Here is a 26,788-nt window from a genome sequence, read left to right as displayed (position 1 = left end):
GATGAAAACCTCACATGTCTTCCTAAAATTGGTTTGCTATTTCCTTCAGTATAAGGAACGTGTCATAATAAAGATAATTCATTGTTTTTATGTCGCTTATAAATAAAAGTAATAAGGGGAATGTGGAAAATGGAATTATTACCGTTACTCTATTTTAAGACCGTTGCGCAATATGAAAATATGTCGCGGGCAGCGGAACAACTTCATATTACTCAACCAGCCTTAAGCAAATCGATTGCCCAATTAGAAGCGAGCCTAGGTACACAATTATTTGAACGACGTGGCCGAACAATTCGTTTAAATCGTTATGGACGCTTTTTTTTAGAACGTACGGAACAACTACTACGCGATTATGATAAGGCACGTGAAGATTTACAAAATATCGTTTCACCAGGTTATGGGGAGGTGGCAATCGGCTTTATGCATACGCTTGGGCTGAAAGTTATTCCAGCGTTAATGAACGATATTCGGACCGTCTACCCAAACATGAAATTTCAATTGACCCAAAGTAATTCAGGGGTATTACTAGAAAAGCTAGAAGATGGTCAATTGGATGTATGTTTAATTTCTTCACTGGACTATAAATCGTATATTTATTGGGAAAAGTTATGGGAAGAGGAGTTATTTTTAATTGTTCCGAAAAATGATGTCCTTAGCAAAAAGGAGTTTATTAAGGTGGAGGAGTTTGCCCATCGTCCATTTATTACAATCAAAAAAGGAAATTCTTTGCGTAACTCAGTGGATGAGTTGTTTCAACAAGAGGGTTTTCCGCTGAATGTGGCGTTTGAAGGGGAAGAGGTACATACGTTAGCGGGGCTAGTGGAAAGCGGGTTAGGTGTTTCTTTAATTCCTTCAATTAAGGGAATTGAACAATATGAGGTGCAAATGATTCCAGTAGATGCTGAAAATTGCAAACGCGCAATTGGTATTGCCTATTTAGACAACACAAAAAAGTCATCAGCAACCAATCAATTTATTTCATTTGTTAGGGATTATTTTAACTCGATTCAGCAGTAATCTTCTACTTCTATAAGTGGGGATTCAAACCCCTGTGGATTTCACAGATTTTTTCATGAAAAGACGCATTCGAAATGAACTTAATGCGAATGCGTCTTTTATAAGTAGAATGTTAATGAGGCTATAAAATGCGATCAGCTTTTCTATCTATTAATTTAAAATGAATATTGCTTGAGGAGCCACTTTCAATATGATTTGGAACATCGGTTACATTAATTAGTTCCTTCATATTAATAGATTTTTTACGATTGGCTTCGACTGTAATTGTATGTAGTCCCGCTACATTCATGAGTGATTCCATTCGTGCGTCATCTTCTATGAAATAAGGATCTAAAAATTCTATTTCAAAAGTCACATCGTCATTACTATGATTCTGTAATACAAAGTTACATTCACCAATTAGCCGATTTTTGCTTACGTTTTCAAAAGTACAATGCCCTTTCCCATCATATGAAATGGCAGAAATCCCTTTTGCGAAAGTTTCTTGGTACAATGTCATCAGTTGATTGGGCAACATAGCATTTAAGATCAGAACGATAAATACGATTCGGACATGATATTTCTTTAAACCAATAACAAGTAAAATGATTGCGATTACAAATAAAATAGATCCAATGATGCCGATTGTTATATACCCATCTTGATTTCTGATTGGAAAAGACATGAATGTGGCGCGGGCATCTACCATTCGATTGTTCAGGAAGGGGAAGGATAAAATCATACATATACATAAAAGTACAAAGGAACTAATGAGTGCTGCTCGACTCTTCACCAATTTAACACATCCTTACTTGAATGAATCTCCTGATAAAAAACAGAAAACATGCGAACCGTTCGATGATTCGCATGAAAATAAGAAATGACTTCTATTTTGGATGGTCAATATTAGTCCATTTTTTTACCTGTCAATGTTTTAGCGATATGGTCGACTGTCATATCGGAGTGTAAGTCAAATGCACCTTTTTGAATGGAACGTGAAAACTCAGGCTTTGACAAGTAGAGCTCGATTTCGCGGCCATTTTTTACGATTTGCTCTGCTTCTAGTTGCTGACCAATCTCATAAAGTGACATATTTTCATATATGTAAATGGTGCGCGTAATGACATCTTGTTCTTTTGAAGTGGTATTAGTCGGCTGCTCCTTTTTTGCCTCCTGTTTTGTAGATTCTTTTATTGTAGTGGCCACCGTGTTTTCTTTTTGAAGCTGCTGTTCTAGACTGTCGATTTGTTGTTCGTATGCGGCAATTTGCTCCTCATATTGTGAAACCTCTTGTGTTGCGGCAATCGGTCCAAATTTTTCGTACAACGTAAAACTTGCGCCAGCTATAAATAAACCAATTCCAAATGCACGTAAGGAAGTTTTCATAGGCGGCCTCCAGAAGCGATAATGGATTGTATTTGTGCATGTGTTAATGTAGAGCGAATACTAATGTCTTCAAGAGAATGGCCTTGTTCATGGAGAGCGAGAACTTGGCTGACTAAAATCCCATTAATAGGTTTTGTTCCTTGTGTTTGAGGTGCGGATGGTGTCGTTTGAGAACCGTATGCTTGAGCGGCCTTTACTTGGGCAGCTACTTGTTGAAAGCTTTCCATCGCATCTTTTTGTTTTGCTGGTAATTTTTTTTGCGGTTGAATTTGGAAGTTAGGTTCGACTAAAAGTTCCTCTTCTACCGTTTTAATACGTCGCTTTAGCGCATTTGTTTCCTGGTAAATATTAATTGATAAGTCTTCTAAATCGTTTTCTATTTTATTTGATTTATCTTTTAAGAACATGGAAATAATAATAAAAACGATTCCGATAATCATAATAATTGTTGCGATATCCACTGAGAGTCCTCCTATTATTGAACGTTGCTTGCATCTATTTTATCATATAAATGGTACTTCGGCGTTAATTCCTGCAATGATTGTTTGAATGCCAATGAAATAATGGAACGGGCAAATCCACCTTCTACCTATATAAATATAATTTGAGTTAAAAAAAGTTTAATCAATTATTAAATAACAACTGGATTTCTTTATAAAACATGTTATAATGGATTAGTCGTATAAATCATGCTCAATTTTAAATTAGAATTCTTGAATTAGAGTGGGAGGGTTAATGATGCGCGTAAATATTACTTTAGCTTGCACAGACTGCGGCGAACGTAACTATATTTCAAAAAAGAACAAGCGTAACAATCCAGAACGTCTTGAACTTAAAAAATATTGCTCACGTGAGAAGAAATACACTACTCACCGTGAAACAAAGTAATTGCTCAATTAGCCAGAACCACTTGTTGGTTTTGGCTTTTTACTTTCATTTTTTCCTATTTGATTGTTCACGTGAATAGAAAAGTAGTCCGCTTCATAGAAATATACATAGAAGAAAGTACTCAACTCGCGCCATCTTAGCAAGGGTTGAATTTTTTAACTTGATTCAGCAGAAGTCCCTTACTTCTATAAGTGGGGATGAATGCGAAATAGGCAATTCTATTCAGTGGGGTTCACCCCCCGGCTGAATCAAGTTAAGCCCCGGCGGATGTCACAGATTTTTAAGAGGAGTTTTTCGAGCGAGCTCGAAAAAAATCTGGACGCAATTACGCTGGGGCGTAATTGATTTTATACATAATGCAAGGCACCTATCGATCTCTTGATGACGGGCCGTTGTGTAATTTTTTGAGGGTAGGGGAATCGTATGGAAAAGAAGCAGCAACGCATTCGGGTTTTACAACAGTTAAGTCTATTATCTGCGAGCGACTATCGAAGCCGTTCGCTTATAATTGCCAAAAAATTATTGGACGAGCAAGTGATTCAAGAGGCAAAAACAATCGCCATTACAATTAGCAACCAACCAGAAGTGGATACAACAGCCATTATCGAGCAACTTTGGCGATTAGGAAAACGTGTAGTCGTTCCAAAATGTGAGCCGGCAGATCGTACAATGACGTTTTATGAAATTGATAGTTTTATGCAAACGGAGCGTGTCTTTAAAAATATTTTAGAGCCAATTCCTGAGCAGACGGAACTTGTGGAAAAAAATGAAATTGATGTTATTATAGTACCGGGAGTTGTTTTTGATCAAAGTGGTTATCGCATCGGCTTTGGGGGCGGGTATTATGATCGCTACTTGCCGTCATTTCAGGGTGAGTTAATATCCTTAGCTTTTGAAGAACAGCTAATGAATCAAATTCCGAAAGAACCACATGATATTCCGGTTCATATACTAATTACGGATAAAGGACGAATGAACTGTCAATAGTTCATAGGAGGAACGATTATGCAATCAATATTAGATATTATCGGGTTATTAAAAAATTACGGTATTTACATATACACGCGTGACCGTATTGGAGATTTGCACTTAATGGAAGATGAAATAAAAGAATTATACAAGGCTAAATTTATTGACATTAAAGATTACCAAATGGCGATGTTAATTTTACGTCAAGAAGAAAGAAAGATAAAAGAAGCCAAAACAAATCAATTGTAGTATAATAATAGTGATTGTAATAGGAATGATTAATTTGAATTTGCATGTCAAATAGGTGATGTTATTCAGTGAAAGCCCAGCTACGGCTGAATAAGAGAACCCCGAAGCAATTCTTAAAATATATAAAACGTTAACTTATTTCAGAATGTATGACCATAAAACAGCGGAATTTACCGCTGTTTTATGTTTTGTCATGAAACCTTTTTAAAAGTTAAACGTACTTATTACTAGGGTAATTTTCAAAAACAAAATAATTGATAAAATAAATAAAAAAGATTAAGATATATTTTGTTTCATTGAAAGTTACTATTTTTAAATAGAAATATATTAAAAATCGAATTTGATTATTAGGAGAGGATGTTAGGAAATGAAATCTTTTAAATGGCCTAAACATTCGATATTAGCGATTGCTGTAATAGCAACTTGGATTAAAACGGTTATCGTTTATGGAACAAGTTTTGATATGAAGTTAGAAAATATGATGCAAACTTTTATTTTGATCATAAATCCAATTAGCTTTTTATTATTCTTTTATGGCCTATCATTATTTTTCAAAACACAAAAGACGAGAATTCGCTATATCGTAGGTGGGAGCATTGTGCTCGCATTCGTGCTATACGGAAACGTAGCATTTTATCGTTTCTATAATGACTTTGTAACATTGCCAGTGCTATTCCAAACGAGCAACTTTAGTGGTCTTGGAACGTCGGCAAAGGAAATTATTAACCCGATAGATATATTGTACTTTATTGATGTATTTATTTTGTTAATGGCAGTTAAATTTATTCCAAAAAATAATGGCGATATATTACCGGTTCGTAAAGATGCGCGTAAAGCTTATTTCGTAATGGCAGCGGCTGTGTTCTTCTTGAATTTAGGTTTAGCAGAAACAGAGCGTCCACAGCTATTAACACGTAGCTTTGACCGTGAATTATTAGTGAAAAATTTAGGGACATATAATTACCACCTATATGATATTTATATTCAATCAAAATCGTCTGCTCAACGTGCATTGGCGGATGGCAGTGAATTAGTTGAAGTGAATAACTATGTTCGTGCGAATCAAGCTGAGCCAAATGTAAAAATGCTTGGTAAATACGAGGGGCGTAATGTCATTGCGGTCTCGTTAGAATCGTTACAAACATTCGTTATTAACAATGAAATGAATGGAGAAGTGATTACACCTTTCCTGAATTCATTGACACAAGACAAAGACACTTATTATTTCAATGATTTCTATCATCAAACGGGGTTAGGGAAAACATCTGACTCTGAATTTATTTTTGAAAACTCGTTATATGGTTTAGGACGTGGTGCGGTATTCTTCACACATGGTGGGAATACGTACAATTCATTTGCGGAGCGACTAGGGGAAAATGGTTACTTTACAAATGTCATGCATGCCAATAACAAGTCGTTTTGGAATCGTGATATGATTTATCAGTCATTTAATATAGATAAATTTTATGATGTGGAGTCATATGAAGTAAAAGAAGAAGAAGCTGTGAACTGGGGACTTAAAGATATTCCGTTCTTTGAGCAGTCAGCAAAGCATATGGCGGAAATGCCACAACCGTTTTATAGTCGTTTAATTACTTTAACAAATCATTATCCATTCTATTTAGATGAAGAGGATATTATGATTCCGGAGTTTGATTCAAATTCAGGTACGTTAAATCGCTATTTCCAAACAGCTCGTTATTTAGACGAATCTGTTAAAGAATTTTTTGATGACTTAAAAGAACAAGGAATCTATGAAAACTCGATTATTGTGATGTACGGTGACCATTATGGAATTTCAGAAAACCATAATAAAGCAATGGCGCAATATTTAGGTAAAGAAGAAATTACACCGATGGATAGTGCTTTATTACAATCAGTTCCATTTTACATCCATATCCCGGGTTCTAATGATGGACAAGTGATCGATACGGTATCAGGACAACTGGATATTCGTCCAACGATATTACACTTACTTGGAATTGATACGTCGAAGGATATGCAACTTGGGGCAGATTTATTTTCTGAGGAACATGAGGATTTCGTTATTTTCCGTGACGGTCGTGTAATTACAGATGAGCTAGTATATGCGGGTGAAGTTTGTTATGATCGTGCAACAGGGGATGAAATCGAAATTGAAAACTGTCAACCTTATATCGATCGTGCAGCGAAGGAATTAGAATATAACGATGCGATTATTAATGGAGACTTACTTCGTTTCTATGATGAAAAAACAGGGAATTTAAAAATTGATTCTGTAAAATAAGAAAAGCGTCTCTTAATTGAGGCGCTTTTCTCTATTTAACTTGATTCAGCATTCATTCACTACTTATATAAGTGGTGGATGAATGCCGAAAATGCAATTCTATTCAGTGGAGATGAATCAAGTTAAGCCTCGGCGGATGTCACAGATTTTTTAGGGGAGTTTTCGAGCGAGCACGAAAAAATCTGGACGCAATTACGCTGGGGCGTAATTGATTAAGTAATAAAAAAACGTACCGCTACATGAGCGATACGTTTTTTTCGATTAATGAGCAGTTGGTGGATAGCCTTGGTTTAAAACCGTCATGATCACGAACCAACCAAATACACCTGCAGCTGCTGCGTTAAAAGCAATTGCTAAAATGTTTTTTTCTTTGATTGATTGGAATACGCCAACTACGCCAAAAATCGAAACTAAACCGAAAATAACCATTAATAAGTTCATTAAAATTGACACTCCTTTCGACATTAAAAAATAATGTCGCAAACAATATTCCTCCTTTATTGTAAAGGTTTCCAGTTCGTTTGTCGAGGACTAAAAATGACATTTATATGAACGAAAGCTTTCTCTTATTTCAGCCGATTCCGGAATCAATTATGCTGAGGTATAATTGATTCGAAATAGAAAGTTGGTATAATGGGAAAGAAACAATTACTTTATAACTTGGAGGAATTATGATGGTTAACTATAATGTCCGTGTTTACCCACTTGGACCAATACAAACCAATTGTTACATAGTGAGCAATAAAAAGAAAGAGTGCTTAATTTTTGATCCGGGTGAAGAAGCAAACTTTTTAATCAGTACGCTACGCAAAAACGGATTAAAGCCTTTAGCGATTTTATTAACTCATACCCATTTCGATCATATTGGGGCTGTTGACACGATAAGAGAAGGATTTGCGGAACTTCCGCTTTATGTACATGAAAAAGAAGTGAGTTGGCTTGCTGACCCGTTAAAAAATGGCTCAGGGAAATATGCAGAGCTGCCCAATTATGTTGTTAAGGCGCCAAATGAAGCGCATATTCTTCGTCAAGAAGGTCCGCTTACAATTGGTGATTTTACATTTGGGGTAGTTCATACACCAGGGCATTCACCAGGAAGTGTGTCGTTTATTTTTAAAGAGGCTGGATTTGCGATTGTTGGGGATACGCTGTTTGAACGCAGTGTCGGACGTACGGATTTAATCGGCGGGTCGATGAAAATATTGATGCAGTCCATTCATGATAAATTACTGTCTTTACCAGTGGATACCATTATTTATCCAGGTCATGGAAATTACACAACTCCAGCAGCGGAAACGGATGCAAATCCGTTTCTGAATGGGTTTTAGGTCAATACGAAGTTGGTTACAAAGGCGTTGTCACAGGACGTGACGAGCTTAGCCTTTGTTCCATAGTAAGCTGTTGGTATTAAACGTGAAAACAAAAACCGACTAGTCCATTGGCTAGTCGGTTTTGTCTTGCGTATTAGTGTCCTCCACCTGGTGTGTGTAAGAACGTTGTGTAATAAGTAAATCCTGCAAAGAAAACTGTTAAATACGCACCGAAAATGTACATGTACATGCGCTCTGAAAGATTTAAGAAGCCTAATAATAAGAACAAACCAGTATTACCTATGAATAATAGCGAAACCTCGTTCATACCACCAAGGTAGAACAAAACGGCGAAAATAGCAGTCCAAAATGCCATAACTTTATACATATTGCTCATTGAAGAATTCCCCTCCTTTTGCATAAAATCAAATAATCTCATTTCTATTATAAAACATGAAGCGCTATAAAGTAAACTGCAACTTATGGAATTGTTGTGACAAACGAGTGGGATTTTTTAACTAATTATAGTTCCGCACTGTCATGAGACTTCGATTCGCGTTTCACTGCTCCTAAAAGCGTCCACTTTCTAATACTTCATTCAACTTATAGTAATATAAAAGGTTACTATATTGAACGTATTGTGATGATTAATTATTCATGAATCGCAATTTTATAGTTGCAGTAGTCACATGAATGGAGCATGCTTTCGAATTGAGAAAATACTTCTGTTTCGAACAAAACTTCTACCTGACCACGTAAATACGATTCATGCAACGCACAAACAATCTTTCCATGTCGGGCAATTTGATCGTGGAATGGGCAATTAAAAATCGAAAAAACAAGTGATTTTACATTTTCGTGTTCCTTCACTTCTGGAATATAGCCAATAAGCTTTGCAGAATTCGTTAAAAGATTGACCTTTTCTTCAAATGGAAGTGGTAATCGATGTCTTCGTTCGCTTAATAATTCTTGAATAGACATTTTGCCATCCTCGTAACTGAGCTCTTTTGCTTTTTCTAGGGCAACTTCCCCTAATTCAGCAATTAAATTTAATGACCATTTTAATAAAAGAGAATGATCGCGGCGAGGGAAGCTAATCGTGATACCGTCTTGTTTCACTTTGTATACGCGACCCGGACGACCACCCTTTCCTGTTTTTAAATATTCTGATGAAATAGCGCCAATCTCAGCAAGTTTCGTTAAATGTAATCGGGCAACGTTAGAGTGGATTTTAAATTCGTCTGCGATGTTTTGTACGGTAAAGAATTCTTTACGCTGCAACATATATTCGTAAATCGAAAAGCGCGTCTCATCTGCTAATGTACTTGTTATTTTAATAGGGTGTATGATTGTTATCACCTCAACTTTTTCCTGTTATTTTATGTATAAAAAAACTAATTTTTAACCATAGGATTATTTTACCTTATTTTATGGCGAAAAAGTTGATTTCAATAGAAATTAATGTGCAAAAAGAAACTTTCTAACATTCGATAGGTTTTCGTATTTTTTCAATATATAATATCGCTAAGATAGTTTTGCGGTACTCTTCATGAAAAAACGATGAAAAGAGGCGTTATTATGGAACAAGAATCCATTATAAAACATAAGTGCGAGCAGTTATTGTTAAGGGCGAGTCATTTTGATGCGTCTGATTTGCACTTGCTACCAGGGGAACATCAGTACAAAATCATGTTTCGAAAATATGGGCAATTTATTCACGCGGGTGAGCTTCCAAGTGATATTGCAAACAGAATGATTTCCTATTTCAAGTTTTTATCCTCCTTAGATATTAGCGAGAAGCGAAAACCTCAAAGCGGAGCTTTTCAAAAACAGCTAAACGATCATTTTTATTCCTTCCGAATTTCCACATTGCCCTCTGCCTTTCATAAAGAGAGCTTAGCCATTCGTTTATTACGCCAAAATTACACACTTCCTATTTCAACCCTTTGCTATGATACGAAAGCCGCAACGGAACTATGCCAGCTTGTTACGCAGTCACAAGGTTTATTACTAATAAGTGGTGCTACTGGCTCTGGCAAGACGACTTCACTGTATTCGCTTGTGCAATATTGTTCAAACGAGTTATCCCGTCACGTTATATCACTCGAAGACCCCGTAGAAAGTAGCCAAGAGCAGCTATTACAAATTCAAGTAAATGAGCGCGCGGGTGTTACGTATGCGACCGGATTAAAAGCGATTTTACGGCATTCTCCAGATATCATTATGGTTGGAGAAATTCGCGATAAAGAAACGGCGAAAATTGCCATTGAAGCAGCTTTTACCGGGCATTTAGTCATTTCGTCGATTCACGCAAAGGATACAATCAATTGCTTGTATCGCTTAATGGATTTAGACGTTTCGGTGGAGGAGATGCGACAAATGCTCATAGCTGTTGTGTCGCAAACGCTAATTACTACGGAACAAGATGAGCAAAAAGCATTGTTTGAAATCCTTTCCGAAGCTACGTTAGAAACCGCTTTAAATGAAATAGCCCATCAACGAAAATATACGCTCCCCTATGATCAATCATTGGTCGGTCAAAGGGCAAAATTAGGGGTGAAACTGTATGAACCTACCTCTTATTAGGGGGCGTATTGCAAATTTCAGTCTTACAAGTAATGGAAAAGCAAAATTGTCAGATTTTCCGGCATTTTTAGAACGAATAGGGGATTTATTAAAAGAAGGCTATACATTCGCACATTGCATTCAAATGCTATTACCTTTTCATATGAAGAGGTTTGAAGAAGTGCAACAAAAAGTGGATGAGATACTTCATGATGGAGGTGGTGCTACACAAGTTTTAAAGCTATTAGGCTTGGAAAAGCAGTATTTGGTGTCGATTGAGTTGGCGGAATTGACGGGTCAGTTAGCTGAAACCGTTCAGATTGTTTCGCAGCAGTTGACCTTTCAACAAGAAATGAAATCTCAATTAGTGAAGGTGCTGTCCTATCCTGTTATATTATTTGTATTTTTAATGGGGCTATTTCTTGCCTTTCGTACGTTTTTTTTACCGAATATCTCAACAATGGTTACATCAAGGGCCCAAAATGATACGTCGACAAGTGTGCAATGGTCCAAATTTTTCTTGCATATGCCTGATTATATTCTTGTTTTAGTAACGCTTGTATTAGGTGTAGTAATCGCGTTTATATTTTATATTAAACGCAAACGTGTCGACCTCCAGTTATCCTTTCTCTTTAAAATCCCCTTGCTCGGCCACTTTTGGAAATTACTATTGACCCGCCAATTTTCAAGGGTATTAGGGAATTTGCTACTGGCAGGCTTTTCCTTGCAGCACGCACTAGACCATTTAAAAAAACAAGAGCATCAAAATCAAATTGCCTATGTTGCACAAGTATTACAAGCGAAAGTGATTTTAGGGGATTCTTTATCAGATGCGGTTCAACTGGATGGTTATTTCTATCCCAAGTTTGAACATTTTATTGCGCACGGGGAAGCGAGTGGCATGCTTGGGCGCGAATTGATTTTATATTGTGAGCTATTAGATCAACGTTTACAGGCGACCATCCGACTTTTGATGACGATGATTCAGCCGCTATTATTTATGATTATTGCAGCCTGTGTGATAGCTGCATATTTAAGTATATTGATTCCGATGTATGATGTACTTGATTTTATTTGAGAGGGGAAAACAACTTGAAAAATGAACGAGGTTTTACTTTGGTGGAAATGTTAGTGGTATTGTTAATAATTTCCATTTTAATTCTGGTGACGATACCTAATGTTTCCAAACATTTCGCATCCATTGATAAAAAGGGCTGTGATGCTTACGTTGTGATGATTCAGGGGCAAGTCGAGGCGTATAAACTGGAAAATAAAAACTTTCCAACGTCGATGGATGATTTAGTCACGGCGGGCTATGTTCCAGAAACGAATAAAGAATGTCCGAATGGCGAACAAGTAACGATTGATGCAGAGGGAAAGGTTGCATCAGCCTCCCAAGCGAGTGGGGATTAAACGAAGCCTTCGCAACGAACGGGGGTTTACCTTATTAGAGATGTTAGTCGTACTGGCCATTTTGATGATTTTATGTTCATCCATATTTTACTTTTCGCATGACAAACTTAATCGACTCACCGTATTAAAAACAATGGACGAAGTGGAATTGTTAATTCGTATGGCCCAAATGAAGGCGATTGAAGATCAACAACCCGTTATTGTCGAAATACGTGACAGAACTGAAGTGGTCATTAAATATTTTGTTGGGACAGAAATTTTCTACCGCACATATTTACCAGAAGGGATGCAATTATATATAACGGCACCCAATCCGAGGTTACATTTTAAAACAAATGGCAATTTGCAATCCTTTGGAAGTATGGCTTTTCATTATGAAGGGGAAATGTATGGCTACAAAATTAACATAGGGAAAGGAAGATTTACGAGGAATGAATGAACAGGGCTTTTCGTTTGTTGAAGCATTGTTAGCTGTTGTGATTTTATTTTTTTTAAGTACGAGCCTCGTTCCACTAACTTATCATATGAAACAACAATTGGAGGAACAGAAATGGCAAGCACATGCAGCTGAAGTAGCTTTCAACGGCGCTTTGCTGCAACAAAGATATGGCGAATGGAGTGGTGTACAAGAAATTGAAGGTGTTTCATATTTTTGGAATTTTGATTCAGGTTCGGTTTGTGTAACGTATGATGCGGATTTAGAGGAGCACGAATTATGCGTGTGATGAAAGTGAAAATATGGAATGAACAAGGATTTACATTTTTAGAAAGTATTTTTCAGCTCATGATTTTTATTTTATTTGCCAATATAAGTTTACTATTAATTTTTTGGTTTCGGGAAATCATTACACTTGAAAAAATGACAGAAGAAGTGAATTGGGAATTATTTATCTATGATTTAAATCAGTACAATGAGCGCACATTAACCGGTAAGCTTAATTCAAGTACGAGTTTACAATTAGAGCTGATTGATGAAGCTGACCGTTACTTTATATTTGATCGTTCTGAATTTCATATTCGCAAACGCTCGAATTTGGGCGGGAATGAAATACTCTTACCTTATGTGGACCTGTGGAGTTTGACGGTTGATGGCAATGAATTATTAGTGAAAGTTGTGATGCGAGATGGGACGAGGAGGGAAAGACGGTTGGTTATGCCGCTTGCTGACGAATGAACGTGGAATTATTTTTCCATTTGCAATTATTTTATTATTTATTGTGACAGGAGCTGCATTACTATATACAAATGCATATTTTGCGCAATTAAAAACGTATAACTCATTGGAATCTATTTACGTTCGTGCTACGATAAATATACTTAGTACTTTGTATGAATAATGGATGGAAGTAGCACGTTTATAGAAGAAGGTGATTTGCATGCGAAAGATATATTTAGTTGGCTTTATGGGGTGCGGGAAAAGTGCAATTGGAAGGCGCCTAAGTTATTTTTTAAAAATGCCTTATTATGATATGGATCATGAAATTGTAAGGCAACAAGGAATGACAATACCTGAAATCTTTGAAAAATACGGGGAGACGCGATTCCGAGAAATTGAAACTGAGTTTTTACGTACTTTCCGAGATGAGGCTTGCATTATAGCGACAGGCGGCGGTGTTGCGATTCGGGAAGAAAATCGTAGAATTATGCGACGGACAGGCTTGGTATTTTTCTTAGATGCACTTTTTGACGATATTTATATGCGTATTCGCAAAGATAAAAATCGTCCAATTGTCCAAACGTCCACAGAGCAAGAGTTGAAGGAACTGTACTTGAACAGAAGAAAATTTTACCGGGAAGCAGGTCATATTCAAGTTTTGACAGCCAATCGCTCGTTAAGACAAATTGTTGAGTATATTGGCTTTCAAGTGAATCGTCTAAAAGCGAACAATTGATGATAAATAATTATTTAGGTTCGTGTTTTATCTGTTATTAAAAAAAGATTGCGTTCTCATTACATTCAATGTTAGGATATGGCTAAGAGTTATCATAATTGACTCACTTAGTTTTATAGCAACGCGGATGAAGATACGGGGAGAGAACGTGAAGTCACGTCGCCGAAGGAGCAAATAGAGGATCTATGAATCTCTCAGGCAAAAAGACTCGTATTGGACGCAACTCTGGAGAGCGCTGTGATGTTCTACTACAGCCACCAAAGGGGAAAGCCTAAAATGTGAAGGGATTTTCAATTTTAGGTGTAACTTTCAGGTGCAAGGACAGGGAATCTCATTAAACGGGATTCGTCTGTCTATTTTTTTGCTTTTTAGTAGAAATAAGCGTACCTATTCCTATAAAAGGGAATGAAATTTTCAACGAGAAATACAATTACATAAACTTAAAGGAGGACTATACATGACAAATGAATTAAAACGAACACCGCTATTTGATGAATATGCAAAATACGGTGGGAAAACAATTGATTTTGGTGGTTGGGATTTACCGGTACAATTTTCTTCAATTAAAGAAGAGCACGATGCAGTACGTAATCGCGCTGGCTTATTTGATGTTTCACATATGGGTGAAATTTTTGTAGAAGGTCCAGATGCATTACCTTACTTACAAAAATTATTATCAAATGACATTTCAAAAATTGCGATTGGCGGCGCACAATATAGCGCATTATGCTATGAAAACGGCGGTATTGTAGACGATTTATTAACGTATCGTTTAGATGAAACACGTTATTTACTATGTGTAAATGCATCGAATATTGAAAAAGACTTCGCTTGGATGCAGGAACATGTAGAAGGCGACGTAACAATTACAAATGCTTCGGATGACTTTGCACAAATTGCTTTACAAGGTCCATTAGCTGAAGAAGTATTACAAACGTTAACAGATACAGACTTAACAACAATTAAGTATTTCAAATTCCAAGATAACGTGAATGTAGCAGGCCATCATGTATTAGTTTCACGTAGTGGTTATACAGGTGAGGACGGTTTCGAACTTTACGGAACACCAGCTGCGATCGTTGATTTATGGGATAAAATTTTAGATGCTGGTAAAGAGCAAGGTGTCATTGCAGCTGGTTTAGGTGCGCGTGATACGTTACGCTTTGAAGCTTGCTTGCCATTATACGGACAAGAGCTTTCACAAGATATTTCCCCATTAGAAGCGGGTATTGGCTTTGCGGTAAAACTTCAAAAAGAGCCGAAATTCATCGGACAAGAAGCGTTAATCGCTCAAAAAGAAGCTGGTTTAACACGTAAATCGGTTGGTATTGAAATGATTGATAAAGGTATTCCTCGTCACGGCTATAAAGTATTCAAAGATGGCCAAGAAATCGGTGAAGTAACAACAGGTACACAATCACCAATGACAAAACGTAATATTGGTATGGCTCTAATTACTACAGCATTTGCAGAAGTTGGAATGGAAGTCGAAATCGAAATTCGCAATAAGTTTGCGAAAGCGGTTATTGTTGAAAAACCATTCTATAAACGCAGTAAATAAAATTCGAAAAGAGGGTTACGTATGAAACATCGTTATTTACCAATGACGGAACAAGACAAGCAAGAAATGTTAGAGCGTATTGGAGTTTCTAGTGTGGATGAGCTATTTGCTGACATTCCTGAACAAGTACGCTTCAAAGGTTTATACAATATTAAAGCAGCAAAATCAGAAGCGGCATTAGCAAAAGAATTAGCTCAGCTTGCAGCAAAAAATAAAGATACAGCATCGAATGTATCGTTTTTAGGCGCGGGTGTTTATAATCACTATAAGCCAGTTATCGTAGACCACGTTATTTCACGTTCTGAGTTTTATACAGCGTACACACCGTACCAACCTGAAATTTCTCAAGGGGAATTACAAGCAATCTTTGAATTCCAAACGATGATTGCGGAATTAACGGGAATGGATTTAGCGAACTCATCTATGTATGATGGCGGTACATCACTAGCAGAAGCGGGTATGTTAGCAGCAGGTCATACACGTCGTAAAAAATTACTTGTTTCTGGCGCAGTACACCCAGAATATAAAGACGTTGTTGCTACATATGCATACGGTCAGTCAATTGAAGTTGTAACAATTCCTACAAAAGATGGCGTAACAGATGTTGAAGCATTAAAAGGTTTAGTAGATGATCAAACTGCAGGTGTGATCGTTCAATATCCAAACTTCTTCGGTCAAGTAGAAAACTTACAAGCAATGGCAGATATTGCTCATGATGCAAAAGGTTTATTCATCGTTTCGGCAAACCCATTAGCACTTGGCGTATTAACACCTCCAGGTAAATTAGGTGCAGACATTACAGTTGGTGATGCACAAGTATTTGGTATTGCAGAAGGTTATGGTGGTCCTCATTGTGGTTATTTTGCAGTAACAACGAAATTAATGCGTAAAGTACCAGGTCGTTTAGTTGGTGAAACAGTTGACCAAGATGGCCGTCGTGGTTACGTATTAACATTACAAGCACGTGAACAGCATATTCGTCGTGATAAAGCGACTTCAAATATCTGTTCAAACCAAGCATTACTTGCCCTTGCAGCATCTGTTGCAATGACAGCACTTGGGAAACAAGGTATGCAAGAAATGGCGAAACAAAATATCGTAAAGACGCGCTATGCGAAAAATGCATTCGAAGCAGCTGGATTTACAGTGCTTTATCAAGGTGCACACTTCAATGAAATCGTTGTAAAAACAAATAAATCCGTTACAGAAATTAATAAAGCTTTAATTGAAAAAGGTATTATCGGTGGATTTGACTTAGGTCGTGTTTACACAGAATTAGAAAATCACGCATTAATCGCAGTAACAGAAATTCGCACAAAAGAAGAAATCGATACGCTTGTTGCGGAAATGGGGGCTCACAATGCATAACGAAAACCAATCACTCATTTTTGAAATTACGAAAGAAGGTCGCATAGGCTACAACTTAGAGCCATTAGATGTGCCAGATTTCGATCTTACAGACTTATTACCAGCTGAGCTTGTTCGCGAGGAAGCGGCAGATCTTCCAGAAGTATCTGAGCTAGATATTATGCGTCACTATACAGCATTATCTCGTCGTAACCACGGCGTAGATTCAGGCTTCTACCCACTTGGTTCTTGTACAATGAAGTACAATCCAAAAATTAATGAATCAGTTGCTCGTTTTTCTGGTTTTGCCAACGTTCACCCATTACAAGATGAGTCAACAGTGCAAGGGGCAATGGAATTATTATATGATTTACAAACTTCATTAGAAGAAATTACGGGTATGGATGAAGTAACATTACAACCGGCTGCAGGTGCACATGGTGAGTGGACAGCGTTAATGATGATCCGTGCCTTCCATGAAGCAAACGGAGAAGGACACCGTAACAAAGTTATCGTTCCTGACTCAGCACACGGTACAAACCCAGCTTCTGCAACAGTAGCAGGCTTTGAAACAATTACAATCAGATCTGGTGAAGACGGCTTAGTTGACCTTGAAGATTTACGTCGTGTAGTTGGTTCAGATACAGCGGCACTTATGTTAACAAACCCGAATACACTTGGTTTATTTGAAGAAAATATTTTAGACATGGCTGCAATTATTCATGAAGTAGGCGGTAAAGTGTACTATGATGGTGCCAACTTAAACGCTGTTATGAGTAAAGCACGTCCTGGCGATATGGGCTTTGACTGCGTACACTTAAACTTACACAAAACATTCACAGGTCCACACGGTGGCGGTGGTCCAGGTTCAGGTCCAGTAGGGGTAAAAGCAGACTTAATTCCTTACTTACCAAAGCCAATATTAGTGAAAAAAGAAGATGGGACTTTCCACTTCGATTACAACCGTCCACAATCAATCGGACGTGTAAAACCATTCTACGGAAACTTCGGTATTAACGTTCGTGCGTATACGTATATCCGTACAATGGGTCCAGACGGCTTAAAAGCAGTAACAGAATATGCAGTATTAAATGCAAACTACATGATGCGTCGCTTACAAGAGCATTTTGATTTACCATTTGACCGTCATTGTAAACATGAATTTGTATTATCAGGTCGTCGTCAAAAGAAATTAGGTGTGCGTACACTCGATATCGCAAAACGCCTGTTAGACTTTGGCTACCATCCACCAACAACGTACTTCCCATTAAACGTGGAAGAGGCGTTAATGATTGAGCCAACTGAAACAGAATCAAAAGAAACATTAGATGCATTCTGTGACACAATGATTCAAATCGCAAAAGAAACGATGGAAAACCCTTCAATCGTTCAAGAAGCACCACATACAACAGTTATTAATCGTTTAGACGAAACGCGTGCAGCACGTACACCGATTTTACGTTATACGAAAGAAGTTTAATTGTTGATTGTTACAATAGCCTATCAAATCATTTTGGTTTTGATAGGCTATTGTTTTTTTGAACTTTATTATGGGTCAACACCAAAATCAGTGCTTGAAATCAGCCTTGTCCGATTTATGCATCTTCCAAAACAATTCATCTTGGCATCCGTTCAATACGAAAAGTGCGTTATTTCGATGCATTTGGTTGTCCCGTTTATTTAAAACTACCCACGATTCATTTATTTTGCGCTTCTTGTTTTGCCAATCTGTGTTTGGTTTTATGCGTGTATCGCACCTGAAAAGCGCTATACAAAAGCATTTTATTGAAGAGATTCAAAGGCATTTCAGTACAAAGCTTACATTATCCACACTAAATCTAGTTCCCAATAAGTTTTTCTGTATTTTACGAAAAAATCAATTTAAATTTATGCGACGGTAATGATTTACACATAATATTTTATACTCTCCCTACTATATCAATCCAGAAAAAAAGTACCACAAATTGTAAGATTCTACTAAAATAATAATAGTGGAGGAAATAATCTATGAACTATCATATGAATGATAAACTACTAAAGATCATAAAAAAAGTTTATAACAAAAAGAGATATGAAAAAGACGAAAAAGGTTATTTTCGTGAAATTGATTATGGAGATGTATGGGATAATGAAAGAGCTGTTTATCTATATTCAACAAATAATTTAAAAGATGAGGAAAAGACATATTTGGAAGAAAGTTCGTACCCATTAAATGAGATAGAGCATTTTACTCACGATATAGTGATCGATGAATTTAAGCTATTAATCAAAAATTTCAATGTAACGATGGATAAAGCACTTCAAGCTTATGTAGCAGGTATGAAAAGTTTTCCAAGGGGAAGACAACCAATATTAAGTTATCTTTATGCCAATCAGTGTAAAAATCATTCCTACCTAAGTGATACAGAGCACTGTAAAAAATGCAGTGTTAAAAAAGAAAAATACTTAAATGTGGGGGAAGTGTTATTCAGTCGTTATTTTGGTAGTTCATGGAATGAAGGTATTGAATTGATGTTGATAGAATTAAGAGAGTTTTCACAGCTAGAGGTTCCAACCCCAACAGAAGAAGATATAGTAATCTTTAGAAAATTAATAGATATAATCAGAAATGCCCCGCAAGGAGAAACGCCAGGAAAGTTAGAACAGCGAATTAAATCGGAAAAAGTTTTTCCTAAGTTCAGTAAATATAGTGTCCGTGGGCAGCTATTATCATTGGCGGAACTTGGAATAATCCCAAATGATTTTTATCCGCCAATGGTTGATAGATTCATAGATACCATGGAAAGAATGCAACTTTATGAGAAAGTAAATGGCTCCCCACGTTCGGATATTATTCTTCCACTAGCTGCATGGCGTGGAGAGTATGCAATTAATGAAGATCGTTTGGAGAAATATTTCGGGAAATATAGTAAATAAATTTAGATTAGGAGAAAAGGAGAAGTACATATGAATCGGATTTATTTTAAAGACAACCCGTGGCCTAGTGGACATGGCATTAAGGAGTTTGAATGGCTCGCTAGGTTGATTCCTGATAGTGGGATTTGGTTCGACTTGCATTTGAAATCAGCAGACTATTACGAAGAGGACACAGAGGATATAGAGGAGGACGGCATACCTGAAGATACACACAGTTGGCTTCACAAAGAAGTATGGAATAACTACCATCAAGCGATAATATCCTCCACATATTGGGGGAATAAAGGATTTTTGGCTGGAACAGAAATGAATAAACTAGATTTTTATGATAACAAAACAACGACATTTCAAGTAGAAATGTTACCATTGAAGTCAAATGAGAGTTTTGACGACAGCGCTTTCGGAATTTATTTATTGGGTCATGACGCTGTCGCTGGTCATCATATTCGCTTTGAAAAGGATGAAAGTACTTCAGTCTTTACCGTGCATTGGACTGGTCGGATTGCATTAAACTATTCTGGGGAAATTGATTATGATTATGAGTTTGATGCGTCAATTTCAAATGTAGCCTTCGGTGGAATTGAACTACCTAACGGATGTAGTATTGACGAGGGACATCGTTTATTGGAAAAATACGTTTCAGATATAAACGCATTTGAATGGTCTCCGGAACAGCATAAATTTTTGATGCGAAAGTAGTTGAACATTAAAATTGAAATCGATGAAGGAGCAGAATTATCTACTTTTGTAAATGTTGATGATTTCGCTCTTCATGTCGTTTGAGGCATGCATTGAAGTAGTTCTGCTTTCTTAAATTTGATAGTGTAACCAAGCACATTATTCCAAACTTAAACGATACTTTAAGTTTGGAATTTTTCATAGCAGTTATATGTTGCAGTTAAATCGCTTGGATTTATTGAAGGAACAGATTTTGGTGTTACCCCTTACTTTTTAATTCACTTTCTAACTCTCTCTCAATTTCCTCGTTACTCACTGGAATGATTTTCTCTTGCGTTTGTTCACGTTTTATTAACGATTGCCCAATGGCCGAATTATTTATGGCATGTTTTACGGCGAAATAGATGACGAAATACAAGATGATGAAAATTGCAGCTATAATTCTTAATTGTTCAGAATCCATGCAAATCTCCTTTCTGAAATAATAATTAATCAGATTTCATATTATCAACAATTTTAACAAATTCAAGATTATAATAAAAGTTGTATTACAGATAAATCCATTTATGAGGAGCATGACATGATCACTAAAATGACTCAACTGAATATGAAGGATTTTAATAAACCAAACGAATCTTTTATTGTTTCGGGGAGAATTATCCCTACGTTTGAAAACAATGTTTGGCAATACACAGAGGAACTTTTTTCAGAACCTTATTTCAAGAAATATGAAGATGATGATATTGAGAGTAGTTATATTGAAGAAGAGGGGAAAGCTGTATTTTTTTATTACGTAGAAAACAGCTGCATTGGTCGGATTAAGATCCGTTCGAATTGGAATGGATATGCACTTATTGAGGACATTACTGTTGCAAAAGATTATAGAAAAAACGGTATTGGATACGCATTATTAAATAAAGCGATAGAGTGGGCAAAGGATAACAACTTTGGTGGTCTTATGCTTGAAACACAAAATATTAATGTTTCAGCTTGTCATTTTTATGCCAAAAATCATTTTGTAATAGGCGCAGTTGATACGATGCTTTATTCAAACATTTCAACAGCAAATGAAATTGCGATTTTTTGGTACTATAAATTTTAGGTTTCAATTAAAGAAATGGTAATTGATATTTTGTCATGTTGAACTAACGGAGAGCGTTATTAGCTGATTATTTAGCTGTTTAGTTAGCTCTTATTTTATAATAATCCAAATGATAGAAAGGGGAAACTATCTGTGAGAAAAATTACATTGTCAAACGGGAAAAGTGTAGAAGTTGAATGTTTGAGTTGTGCATTGACAAGTGGATTAATTAAACCTGATGGTGGAGTTGTAATAGAAACGGAATACTTTCATGCACATCAAGATGTGGCGTATCCAATTAAAGGGTTAATCATATTAGCCTCCAAACGACATATTAAGTGCTTTGATGAATTAACTGAAGCAGAAAAATTAGATTATATGAATATTTTAACAAAAATTAGGAAGGCACAACGGAAAGTATTGAATATTGAGAATGTATATTATTTTTATAACGAAGATACAATACATCATTTCCATACTTGGATGGTTCCACGTTATGAATGGATGTATGATTTCGGTCGTTCAGTCGAATCCGTAAGGCCAGTCCTCCTTCATGCCAGAAATAATATGAATACAAGAGCAAATAAGAAAGACGTAATGTCTGCAATTGAGGATTTAACGAAAGAATTAAATGGTTAATGCGTTGTTGAAGTAATGGAGCAAATGACTGAGGTTAATAATGTATTTTAGTCAGTAGGAATTCAAATAGTTAGGGGGGGAGTAAATGGGACATACTAAAAAGTTAAATCCAGTAGAAGCAGCTAAACGGTTTATTCATAAGTACTACCCATCCTGTCAAGGAGCTGTATTGGCGGGAAGTGTTGTTAGGGGAGAAGAAACAGATACATCTGATTTGGATATCGTCGTTTTTGATCAAAGCATACCCTCTTCGTACAGGGAGTCATTAATTGATTTTGGTTGGCCGATAGAAGTTTTCGTACATAATTCAACATCCTATAAACATTTTTTCGAAATGGATTTTAAAGCAGCGAAGCCTTCTATGCAAAGAATGGTATTTGAAGGAATTATATTAAAGGATGAAGGAATTATAGCTTCTATAAAAGAAGAAGCTAAAGAGATATTGGAAAAGGGTCCTGAAAGATGGACAGAACAACTAATTACGACAAAACGTTATTTTATTACGGATGCCTTAGATGATTTCATAGGTTGTAAAAATCGAGCTGAAGATTTATTTATAGCCAACACATTAGCTGGGCTGATTCATGAATTTGTTTTAAGAATAAATGGTCGTTGGACAGGTTCTTCAAAATGGGTTATTCGTACATTGAAGAATTATGATGTGGAATTTACAGAAGAATACGTAGAAGCCTTTGATACTTTTTATAAAACGGGAGAGAAAAGAAAAGTTATTCAACTATGTGAAAAGGTTCTAGATCCATACGGTGGGCGATTATTTGAAGGATTTACGTTAGGGAAAGGTGATTCTTAATATTATCGAGTTATGACGGAACAAAAAATATCAGCATAGATTTATGAATTCATTTAAAAAAGCAGAGTAAAAGTTACTCTGCTTTTTTAAATGAAAAATTCTTGTAACCTTTTTGACGTTTCAAACGAATAATAATTGAAATCATTAATGAGAGGAGAGAAATATGATTGATTTAGATAACTTAGAAGACAGCATTAGTAAAATCTACAAACAATACTATTCGGATGTGTATAGGTTCCTTATTTGTTTTTCAGGAAATCAAAATGATGCTGAGGACTATACGCAAGAAGTGTTTATTCGAGTCTTGAATAATTTATCTAATTTTAATGGAAGTAAGAATATGAAAACTTGGATTTTTTCCATTGCAAAACATGTTGCTGTTGACCATTATCGAAAGAAAAAATTTACTTCTTTCTTTAAAGACGGTTTTTTTACACAAATCGCATCAATTGATAAGGAGCCATATGAATTAATTGAACATATTGAAATGAAAAAGTGTGTTCATGAAGCCATTTCAAAATTAAAGCCAAATTATAGAGCTGTTGTAATATTGAGAGGGATTAATGAGTTTTCAGTAAAAGAAACTTCCGAAGTACTTCAATGTAGTGAATCTAAGGTTAAAGTAGATTATCATCGGGCTTTAAAAGAACTTAAAAAGAGATTAAACATTAATATAGGGGAGGTTGAGAAAAGTGCATTTTGATAAGGAAATTATTGAACTTATTAAAGAAACCTATCCTTTAAAACCACGTGAAGAATTTATTTTAAATACAGAAAATAAATTAAAACAAAAAGCAAGAGAGAAAAGCAGAAGAATGGTCATTAAACGATCAACATTTGCTTTCAGTGGATTGGTACTATGCGTTATTGCAATATCATGGTTTTTCCTTTTTAGTGGAAAAGAGGTAGTGATCAATAATATTAACTCTTTTGGAGAAGGAAATAGACCAATCTTAATCGATGAAACGGCAACTTCGGTTTATATATATCATACACATAATGAGGAAACGTTTGTTCCAAATAATAATCTAAATGAACCGTTTGAAGCATTTCACAATACTGAAAACATTAGTCTTATAGGTGCGAGGCTAGCTCAAGAATTAGAAGATAGAAATATTAGTACGATTCATGATAAAAGCGATATAAGTGGAATAGTGGAGGAACGTGGACTTTCTTTTAAGCAATCATATTTGGTATCAAGAGAATTATTAAATGATGCTTTGGAAAATAACCCTAACATTAAAATGGCATTTGATATACACAGAGGATTAGCTGAAAAAAACTTCTCAACCCTGAATCTAAAAGGAAAAAGTTATGCGAGGATTGCATTTATAGTATCTAATTCAAGTGACAATTTTAAAGAAAATCAGAAATTTGCAGAACTTCTTCATAAAAAAATGGAAGAAAAATATCCAGGGTTATCTAGAGGGGTATTAGTTAAAACGACGGGTAATACTTACAATCAAGATATTTTAGAAGAGTCCGTATTATTGGATATTGGAGGTGTTGAAAATAAGTGGGAAGAAGCATATAAGTCAGTAGAAGCCCTTGCTGAAATAATTAAAGAAATCATTGAAACGGGAAATTAACTTGAGTAATGTAGGATAGATTCTTTCGGATGAATTTGAAATCAAATAACGGCAACAGTAGGCATTACTTTAATTATTTGTAATGTCTTTTTTTATTAAACAAGCACTATAGGTTAGTTGAACAAAAAACAGCCAGCAAAAATTAATTATCCCACAATTGGAATGATTTACATTATATTAATGGGATGATAAACTTTAATAACCATTTAATATTGGGTTACCAAGTGTTATGTTTCCTTTATTTTGGATTAAATGTAATAGGAGTAGCTGCCAATAACATATACCTATTTTTAAATTTGTTTTTGTCTATAAAAAAAGACGTACAAAATTATGATAGGAGTGTACTAATGATCGAATTAAACACAGAAAGATTAAGATTAATTCCACTGAGTGCAGAAAGTCTAAGATTATTAATTGATAAACCAAAGAAAATGGAGCAAAGGTTATCTTTACTTGAATCAGGTCGATTTCTTAGTCCAGAACTTAAACAAGCTATGGAAGTAAGCCTTTCAAAGTTGTTAGGTGATGAGGAAAATTATATATGGTATACCAATTGGTTAATCGTCTCGAAAGATAAAAACTGTAGTGTTGGAGGAATAATGTTAAAAGGTCTTCCAAATGAAAATGGGGAAGTAGTAATAGGTTACTATACTCTCCCTGAATATCAAGGGAACGGCTATATGACGGAAACTATTAATAGTATGAAAAACTGGTTGTTAAATCAGTCCGATGTTATGTACGTTATTGCTGATACGGATAAAGATAATATTCCATCGCACAGGGTTTTAGAAAAATCAGGTGCGGAAATGTATAAAGAATCAAATGAATTATACTTTTGGAGATTTGTCAGAAATGAGTTCTCTGAATAAAAATAAAAACAGGGGCTGCCACCAAAAGTCATTTCAATGATTTTTGGGACAACCCCTTAATCATAAAATATCGCCTTTAGCTAACCGGTACTTGAATAGAATTATTATATTTCAGAATAATCAAATTTTATTATATAGGTAAATAACGATAGACAGGTAAAACCTCGTATTTTGAGCATTCATTGTTCAAAATACGAGGTTTGTTTTTATATTGAAATTAATAAGGGGACTCATTTTGCTCTCGTTTCCACATTGTATAGTTATAGAGAAACTGAATGATAAATCCGATAACCGTAATTATCAGTAAGAATAGCAAATAACGAAAACTTAAAAGTGAAGATGCAAATAAAAGGACGGATGCCACGATTAAAATGGGGAAAGTATAAAGTGCTCGAATCATTTTCCTACGATAGGAGATTCCGAAATAATTTAAAGCAAAACCATGATCTACTTTGTCCTTATTTTTATAAATGTTTGAAAAAATAAAAGTTACTATGAATGCAGCGATAATTGGCATGATAGTCAAGCTGATGATATCCATTTAGTCCCTCCTCATTTTTTATACTATTATAATTTATTCTCCAACTCCCCCTAAAAAACTTCCATAAAAAAGCATGTTGAATGTGTAAATCCCAACATGCTCCGTACCGTTAACATCTCACATATTTACGTTTAAAACCAATCCGCCCTCTATCTATCTCTTTCTGAATACTTTCATAGGCGTTCACGAAACTGCTTTTTTTATCGACCTTTTTAATTTCAACTGGACCGACTGCTTGAGCGATTTCCATTGCCTTTTCATGTAGAGGTAAGAAGGAAACCCCTGTTGTATATAAGAAATTATTCATCGCGGATTTAGTGCGTTCTGGTGCATCATGAATTGTATTTTTAACAGTTTCAAGCATGCCTAAAAGTTTTTGCTCTGAAAATTCATGGTCTTTACGGTTGCCTAACAGCCAGCAGTAGCAACTCCAACCGGCGGACATTTTTAATTCTTCTCCGCTTGCTATCCATTCATCCGCAATTTCTTGTGCAAGATCCGATTCAGCTAATGTCACCGCAACGACGTAATCCGATAGCATATAAAAATACGCACCGTCAATCCAGCGCTCGAAATCATCCTTTGTCATAGCTTTGGCGTCCGCAATAACTCCCGCAAAGTACATCGCATCATAATTGCCCGTAGCATATAGCTCCTCTGCTAACGCTTGATTTTTTTTGAGCGGTTTGGCAATCGGTTTCATCGCACCCGTCGCCACGCCAAAAAGGGGTTCGCATGCGCCGTTTGATTGATACATTTTTTTCGAACGTTCCTTACCTAAAGCTTCAAGCTCCTGCATAACTGATTGTAAATTCATCCGTT

The 26,788-nt window shown here is 35.9% G+C and carries 33 protein-coding genes and 2 riboswitches; of the genes, 24 read left to right on the top strand and 9 right to left on the bottom strand.

The features are described 5' to 3' along the window. Positions 1 to 129 precede the first annotated feature (129 nt). Positions 130 to 1,017, top strand: a complete 888-nt coding sequence (locus ACQKIH_RS15525; RefSeq protein WP_236706728.1) for a LysR family transcriptional regulator — start codon at positions 130 to 132, stop codon at positions 1,015 to 1,017. A 121-nt stretch (positions 1,018 to 1,138) separates the two neighbouring features. Here ACQKIH_RS15525 and ACQKIH_RS15520 read toward each other — a convergent pair whose 3' ends face one another. From ACQKIH_RS15520 to ACQKIH_RS15510, 3 genes are all read right to left on the bottom strand, one after another. After that, the gene (locus tag ACQKIH_RS15520) at positions 1,139 to 1,738 is read right to left on the bottom strand and encodes a hypothetical protein (RefSeq protein WP_427767622.1); all 600 of its coding nucleotides are present in this window, start codon (positions 1,736 to 1,738) and stop codon (positions 1,139 to 1,141) included. A gap of 164 nt (positions 1,739 to 1,902) precedes the next feature. Continuing rightward, positions 1,903 to 2,382: a hypothetical protein gene (locus ACQKIH_RS15515; RefSeq protein WP_427767620.1), complete on the bottom strand. Its 480-nt coding sequence runs from the start codon at positions 2,380 to 2,382 to the stop codon at positions 1,903 to 1,905. Beyond that, positions 2,379 to 2,843 (bottom strand): hypothetical protein, encoded by a 465-nt coding sequence (locus ACQKIH_RS15510; protein ID WP_427767617.1) that lies wholly within the window; start codon positions 2,841 to 2,843, stop codon positions 2,379 to 2,381. Before ACQKIH_RS15510 ends, ACQKIH_RS15515 begins: the two co-directional genes overlap by 4 nt. 277 nt (positions 2,844 to 3,120) lie before the next feature. Between ACQKIH_RS15510 and rpmG the strand changes: the two genes are divergently transcribed. From rpmG to ACQKIH_RS15490, 4 genes are all read left to right on the top strand, one after another. Next, positions 3,121 to 3,270, top strand: coding sequence for a 50S ribosomal protein L33 (gene rpmG, locus ACQKIH_RS15505; protein WP_053582877.1), 150 nt, complete (start codon positions 3,121 to 3,123; stop codon positions 3,268 to 3,270). A 423-nt stretch (positions 3,271 to 3,693) separates the two neighbouring features. After that, positions 3,694 to 4,257 carry a 5-formyltetrahydrofolate cyclo-ligase gene (locus ACQKIH_RS15500; RefSeq protein WP_427767614.1) on the top strand — a complete coding sequence of 188 codons (564 nt, stop codon included), beginning with the start codon at positions 3,694 to 3,696 and terminating at the stop codon, positions 4,255 to 4,257. An 18-nt stretch (positions 4,258 to 4,275) separates the two neighbouring features. After that, positions 4,276 to 4,488: a YqgQ family protein gene (locus ACQKIH_RS15495; protein ID WP_057983925.1), complete on the top strand. Its 213-nt coding sequence runs from the start codon at positions 4,276 to 4,278 to the stop codon at positions 4,486 to 4,488. 367 nt (positions 4,489 to 4,855) lie between these two features. Next, the gene (locus ACQKIH_RS15490) at positions 4,856 to 6,754 is read left to right on the top strand and encodes an LTA synthase family protein (protein ID WP_057983923.1); all 1,899 of its coding nucleotides are present in this window, start codon (positions 4,856 to 4,858) and stop codon (positions 6,752 to 6,754) included. Positions 6,755 to 7,015: 261 nt separating this feature from the next. Here the strand turns inward: ACQKIH_RS15490 and ACQKIH_RS15485 are convergent, their stop codons facing one another. Continuing rightward, the gene (locus ACQKIH_RS15485) at positions 7,016 to 7,195 is read right to left on the bottom strand and encodes a DUF2759 domain-containing protein (RefSeq protein WP_057984194.1); all 180 of its coding nucleotides are present in this window, start codon (positions 7,193 to 7,195) and stop codon (positions 7,016 to 7,018) included. Positions 7,196 to 7,428: 233 nt separating this feature from the next. Between ACQKIH_RS15485 and ACQKIH_RS15480 the strand changes: the two genes are divergently transcribed. Beyond that, the gene (locus ACQKIH_RS15480) at positions 7,429 to 8,082 is read left to right on the top strand and encodes an MBL fold metallo-hydrolase (protein ID WP_427767612.1); all 654 of its coding nucleotides are present in this window, start codon (positions 7,429 to 7,431) and stop codon (positions 8,080 to 8,082) included. A gap of 136 nt (positions 8,083 to 8,218) precedes the next feature. On the opposite strand, the gene ACQKIH_RS15475 is transcribed toward ACQKIH_RS15480, so the two are convergent. Together ACQKIH_RS15475 and ACQKIH_RS15470 are read right to left on the bottom strand one after the other, a co-directional pair. Beyond that, positions 8,219 to 8,461, bottom strand: a complete 243-nt coding sequence (locus ACQKIH_RS15475; RefSeq protein ID WP_057983919.1) for a DUF2626 family protein — start codon at positions 8,459 to 8,461, stop codon at positions 8,219 to 8,221. A 254-nt stretch (positions 8,462 to 8,715) separates the two neighbouring features. After that, positions 8,716 to 9,423, bottom strand: coding sequence for a helix-turn-helix transcriptional regulator (locus ACQKIH_RS15470; RefSeq protein ID WP_236706727.1), 708 nt, complete (start codon positions 9,421 to 9,423; stop codon positions 8,716 to 8,718). Positions 9,424 to 9,639: 216 nt separating this feature from the next. On the opposite strand from ACQKIH_RS15470, the gene comGA reads away from it, so the two are divergent. The 12 genes from comGA (at position 9,640) to ACQKIH_RS15410 (ending at position 20,457) form a co-directional block, all read left to right on the top strand. Continuing rightward, positions 9,640 to 10,650, top strand: a complete 1,011-nt coding sequence (gene comGA, locus ACQKIH_RS15465) for a competence type IV pilus ATPase ComGA (protein ID WP_427767650.1) — start codon at positions 9,640 to 9,642, stop codon at positions 10,648 to 10,650. Then, positions 10,631 to 11,707, top strand: a complete 1,077-nt coding sequence (gene comGB, locus ACQKIH_RS15460; RefSeq protein ID WP_427767608.1) for a competence type IV pilus assembly protein ComGB — start codon at positions 10,631 to 10,633, stop codon at positions 11,705 to 11,707. The genes comGA and comGB overlap by 20 nt, the downstream gene beginning before the upstream one ends. 14 nt (positions 11,708 to 11,721) lie before the next feature. After that, on the top strand, positions 11,722 to 12,042 hold the full coding sequence (comGC, locus tag ACQKIH_RS15455; protein WP_427767606.1) for a competence type IV pilus major pilin ComGC: 321 nt from the start codon (positions 11,722 to 11,724) through the stop codon (positions 12,040 to 12,042). Continuing rightward, complete coding sequence (gene comGD / locus ACQKIH_RS15450) at positions 12,032 to 12,481, top strand: competence type IV pilus minor pilin ComGD (RefSeq protein ID WP_427767603.1); 450 nt, start codon at positions 12,032 to 12,034, stop codon at positions 12,479 to 12,481. The genes comGC and comGD overlap by 11 nt, the downstream gene beginning before the upstream one ends. Further along, positions 12,474 to 12,767, top strand: a complete 294-nt coding sequence (locus ACQKIH_RS15445) for a type II secretion system protein (RefSeq protein WP_427767601.1) — start codon at positions 12,474 to 12,476, stop codon at positions 12,765 to 12,767. Before comGD ends, ACQKIH_RS15445 begins: the two co-directional genes overlap by 8 nt. Then, positions 12,758 to 13,216: a competence type IV pilus minor pilin ComGF gene (gene comGF, locus ACQKIH_RS15440; protein WP_427767598.1), complete on the top strand. Its 459-nt coding sequence runs from the start codon at positions 12,758 to 12,760 to the stop codon at positions 13,214 to 13,216. The genes ACQKIH_RS15445 and comGF overlap by 10 nt, the downstream gene beginning before the upstream one ends. Before the next feature lie 202 nt (positions 13,217 to 13,418). Beyond that, entirely contained in the window at positions 13,419 to 13,934 is a 516-nt protein-coding gene (locus tag ACQKIH_RS15435; RefSeq protein WP_057983904.1) for a shikimate kinase, read from the top strand. 127 nt (positions 13,935 to 14,061) lie between these two features. Further along, a riboswitch (glycine riboswitch) is annotated at positions 14,062 to 14,154 on the top strand. 3 nt (positions 14,155 to 14,157) lie between these two features. Then, positions 14,158 to 14,261: riboswitch (glycine riboswitch) on the top strand. A 130-nt stretch (positions 14,262 to 14,391) separates the two neighbouring features. Next, a complete protein-coding gene (gene gcvT, locus ACQKIH_RS15430; protein ID WP_057983902.1) occupies positions 14,392 to 15,495 on the top strand; it encodes a glycine cleavage system aminomethyltransferase GcvT in 1,104 nt (367 codons plus the stop codon). 21 nt (positions 15,496 to 15,516) lie between these two features. Then, the gene (gcvPA, locus tag ACQKIH_RS15425; RefSeq protein WP_427767595.1) at positions 15,517 to 16,863 is read left to right on the top strand and encodes an aminomethyl-transferring glycine dehydrogenase subunit GcvPA; all 1,347 of its coding nucleotides are present in this window, start codon (positions 15,517 to 15,519) and stop codon (positions 16,861 to 16,863) included. Then, the gene (gene gcvPB, locus ACQKIH_RS15420; RefSeq protein ID WP_427767592.1) at positions 16,856 to 18,322 is read left to right on the top strand and encodes an aminomethyl-transferring glycine dehydrogenase subunit GcvPB; all 1,467 of its coding nucleotides are present in this window, start codon (positions 16,856 to 16,858) and stop codon (positions 18,320 to 18,322) included. Before gcvPA ends, gcvPB begins: the two co-directional genes overlap by 8 nt. 527 nt (positions 18,323 to 18,849) lie before the next feature. Beyond that, a complete protein-coding gene (locus ACQKIH_RS15415; protein ID WP_427767589.1) occupies positions 18,850 to 19,758 on the top strand; it encodes a hypothetical protein in 909 nt (302 codons plus the stop codon). A 30-nt stretch (positions 19,759 to 19,788) separates the two neighbouring features. Continuing rightward, entirely contained in the window at positions 19,789 to 20,457 is a 669-nt protein-coding gene (locus ACQKIH_RS15410; RefSeq protein ID WP_427767587.1) for a hypothetical protein, read from the top strand. A gap of 238 nt (positions 20,458 to 20,695) precedes the next feature. On the opposite strand, the gene ACQKIH_RS15405 is transcribed toward ACQKIH_RS15410, so the two are convergent. Further along, positions 20,696 to 20,899 (bottom strand): hypothetical protein, encoded by a 204-nt coding sequence (locus ACQKIH_RS15405; RefSeq protein WP_427767585.1) that lies wholly within the window; start codon positions 20,897 to 20,899, stop codon positions 20,696 to 20,698. A gap of 117 nt (positions 20,900 to 21,016) precedes the next feature. Between ACQKIH_RS15405 and satA the strand changes: the two genes are divergently transcribed. From satA to ACQKIH_RS15375, 6 genes are all read left to right on the top strand, one after another. Further along, a complete protein-coding gene (gene satA / locus ACQKIH_RS15400; RefSeq protein ID WP_427767583.1) occupies positions 21,017 to 21,538 on the top strand; it encodes a streptothricin N-acetyltransferase SatA in 522 nt (173 codons plus the stop codon). A gap of 132 nt (positions 21,539 to 21,670) precedes the next feature. Further along, entirely contained in the window at positions 21,671 to 22,156 is a 486-nt protein-coding gene (locus ACQKIH_RS15395; protein ID WP_427767581.1) for an HIT family protein, read from the top strand. Between the two features lie 85 nt (positions 22,157 to 22,241). Further along, a complete protein-coding gene (locus ACQKIH_RS15390) occupies positions 22,242 to 22,967 on the top strand; it encodes a nucleotidyltransferase domain-containing protein (protein ID WP_427767579.1) in 726 nt (241 codons plus the stop codon). Positions 22,968 to 23,130: 163 nt separating this feature from the next. After that, positions 23,131 to 23,670, top strand: a complete 540-nt coding sequence (locus ACQKIH_RS15385) for an RNA polymerase sigma factor (RefSeq protein ID WP_427767577.1) — start codon at positions 23,131 to 23,133, stop codon at positions 23,668 to 23,670. Beyond that, positions 23,660 to 24,556 (top strand): stage II sporulation protein P, encoded by an 897-nt coding sequence (gene spoIIP, locus ACQKIH_RS15380; RefSeq protein ID WP_427767575.1) that lies wholly within the window; start codon positions 23,660 to 23,662, stop codon positions 24,554 to 24,556. The genes ACQKIH_RS15385 and spoIIP overlap by 11 nt, the downstream gene beginning before the upstream one ends. A 347-nt stretch (positions 24,557 to 24,903) precedes the next feature. Beyond that, positions 24,904 to 25,425: a GNAT family N-acetyltransferase gene (locus ACQKIH_RS15375; protein ID WP_427767573.1), complete on the top strand. Its 522-nt coding sequence runs from the start codon at positions 24,904 to 24,906 to the stop codon at positions 25,423 to 25,425. Positions 25,426 to 25,642: 217 nt separating this feature from the next. Here the strand turns inward: ACQKIH_RS15375 and ACQKIH_RS15370 are convergent, their stop codons facing one another. Further along, positions 25,643 to 25,966: a hypothetical protein gene (locus ACQKIH_RS15370; protein ID WP_427767571.1), complete on the bottom strand. Its 324-nt coding sequence runs from the start codon at positions 25,964 to 25,966 to the stop codon at positions 25,643 to 25,645. Positions 25,967 to 26,075: 109 nt separating this feature from the next. After that, positions 26,076 to 26,783: a DNA alkylation repair protein gene (locus ACQKIH_RS15365; protein WP_427767569.1), complete on the bottom strand. Its 708-nt coding sequence runs from the start codon at positions 26,781 to 26,783 to the stop codon at positions 26,076 to 26,078. Between the last annotated feature and the right edge of the window lie 5 nt (positions 26,784 to 26,788).

The organism is Solibacillus cecembensis (assembly GCF_050272495.1).
Classification (GTDB): domain Bacteria; phylum Bacillota; class Bacilli; order Bacillales_A; family Planococcaceae; genus Solibacillus; species Solibacillus cecembensis.
This window is presented reverse-complemented; position numbering and strand designations above follow the sequence as displayed.

Coding starts and splice junctions, on each gene's coding strand:
- rpmG (WP_053582877.1), top strand. CDS start 3,121: ATGCGCGTAAATATTACTTTAGCTTGCACAGACTGCGGCGAACGTAAC.
- ACQKIH_RS15495 (WP_057983925.1), top strand. CDS start 4,276: ATGCAATCAATATTAGATATTATCGGGTTATTAAAAAATTACGGTATT.
- ACQKIH_RS15480 (WP_427767612.1), top strand. CDS start 7,429: ATGGTTAACTATAATGTCCGTGTTTACCCACTTGGACCAATACAAACC.
- comGF (WP_427767598.1), top strand. CDS start 12,758: ATGCGTGTGATGAAAGTGAAAATATGGAATGAACAAGGATTTACATTT.
- satA (WP_427767583.1), top strand. CDS start 21,017: ATGATCACTAAAATGACTCAACTGAATATGAAGGATTTTAATAAACCA.
- ACQKIH_RS15365 (WP_427767569.1), bottom strand. CDS start 26,783: ATGAATTTACAATCAGTTATGCAGGAGCTTGAAGCTTTAGGTAAGGAA.
- ACQKIH_RS15370 (WP_427767571.1), bottom strand. CDS start 25,966: ATGGATATCATCAGCTTGACTATCATGCCAATTATCGCTGCATTCATA.
- ACQKIH_RS15525 (WP_236706728.1), top strand. CDS start 130: ATGGAATTATTACCGTTACTCTATTTTAAGACCGTTGCGCAATATGAA.
- comGB (WP_427767608.1), top strand. CDS start 10,631: ATGAACCTACCTCTTATTAGGGGGCGTATTGCAAATTTCAGTCTTACA.
- ACQKIH_RS15405 (WP_427767585.1), bottom strand. CDS start 20,899: ATGGATTCTGAACAATTAAGAATTATAGCTGCAATTTTCATCATCTTG.
- gcvPA (WP_427767595.1), top strand. CDS start 15,517: ATGAAACATCGTTATTTACCAATGACGGAACAAGACAAGCAAGAAATG.
- gcvT (WP_057983902.1), top strand. CDS start 14,392: ATGACAAATGAATTAAAACGAACACCGCTATTTGATGAATATGCAAAA.
- ACQKIH_RS15385 (WP_427767577.1), top strand. CDS start 23,131: ATGATTGATTTAGATAACTTAGAAGACAGCATTAGTAAAATCTACAAA.
- ACQKIH_RS15415 (WP_427767589.1), top strand. CDS start 18,850: ATGAACTATCATATGAATGATAAACTACTAAAGATCATAAAAAAAGTT.
- ACQKIH_RS15485 (WP_057984194.1), bottom strand. CDS start 7,195: ATGAACTTATTAATGGTTATTTTCGGTTTAGTTTCGATTTTTGGCGTA.
- ACQKIH_RS15490 (WP_057983923.1), top strand. CDS start 4,856: ATGAAATCTTTTAAATGGCCTAAACATTCGATATTAGCGATTGCTGTA.
- ACQKIH_RS15390 (WP_427767579.1), top strand. CDS start 22,242: ATGGGACATACTAAAAAGTTAAATCCAGTAGAAGCAGCTAAACGGTTT.
- ACQKIH_RS15500 (WP_427767614.1), top strand. CDS start 3,694: ATGGAAAAGAAGCAGCAACGCATTCGGGTTTTACAACAGTTAAGTCTA.
- ACQKIH_RS15375 (WP_427767573.1), top strand. CDS start 24,904: ATGATCGAATTAAACACAGAAAGATTAAGATTAATTCCACTGAGTGCA.
- ACQKIH_RS15435 (WP_057983904.1), top strand. CDS start 13,419: ATGCGAAAGATATATTTAGTTGGCTTTATGGGGTGCGGGAAAAGTGCA.
- ACQKIH_RS15445 (WP_427767601.1), top strand. CDS start 12,474: ATGAATGAACAGGGCTTTTCGTTTGTTGAAGCATTGTTAGCTGTTGTG.
- ACQKIH_RS15475 (WP_057983919.1), bottom strand. CDS start 8,461: ATGAGCAATATGTATAAAGTTATGGCATTTTGGACTGCTATTTTCGCC.
- ACQKIH_RS15520 (WP_427767622.1), bottom strand. CDS start 1,738: ATGATTTTATCCTTCCCCTTCCTGAACAATCGAATGGTAGATGCCCGC.
- ACQKIH_RS15515 (WP_427767620.1), bottom strand. CDS start 2,382: ATGAAAACTTCCTTACGTGCATTTGGAATTGGTTTATTTATAGCTGGC.
- gcvPB (WP_427767592.1), top strand. CDS start 16,856: ATGCATAACGAAAACCAATCACTCATTTTTGAAATTACGAAAGAAGGT.
- ACQKIH_RS15410 (WP_427767587.1), top strand. CDS start 19,789: ATGAATCGGATTTATTTTAAAGACAACCCGTGGCCTAGTGGACATGGC.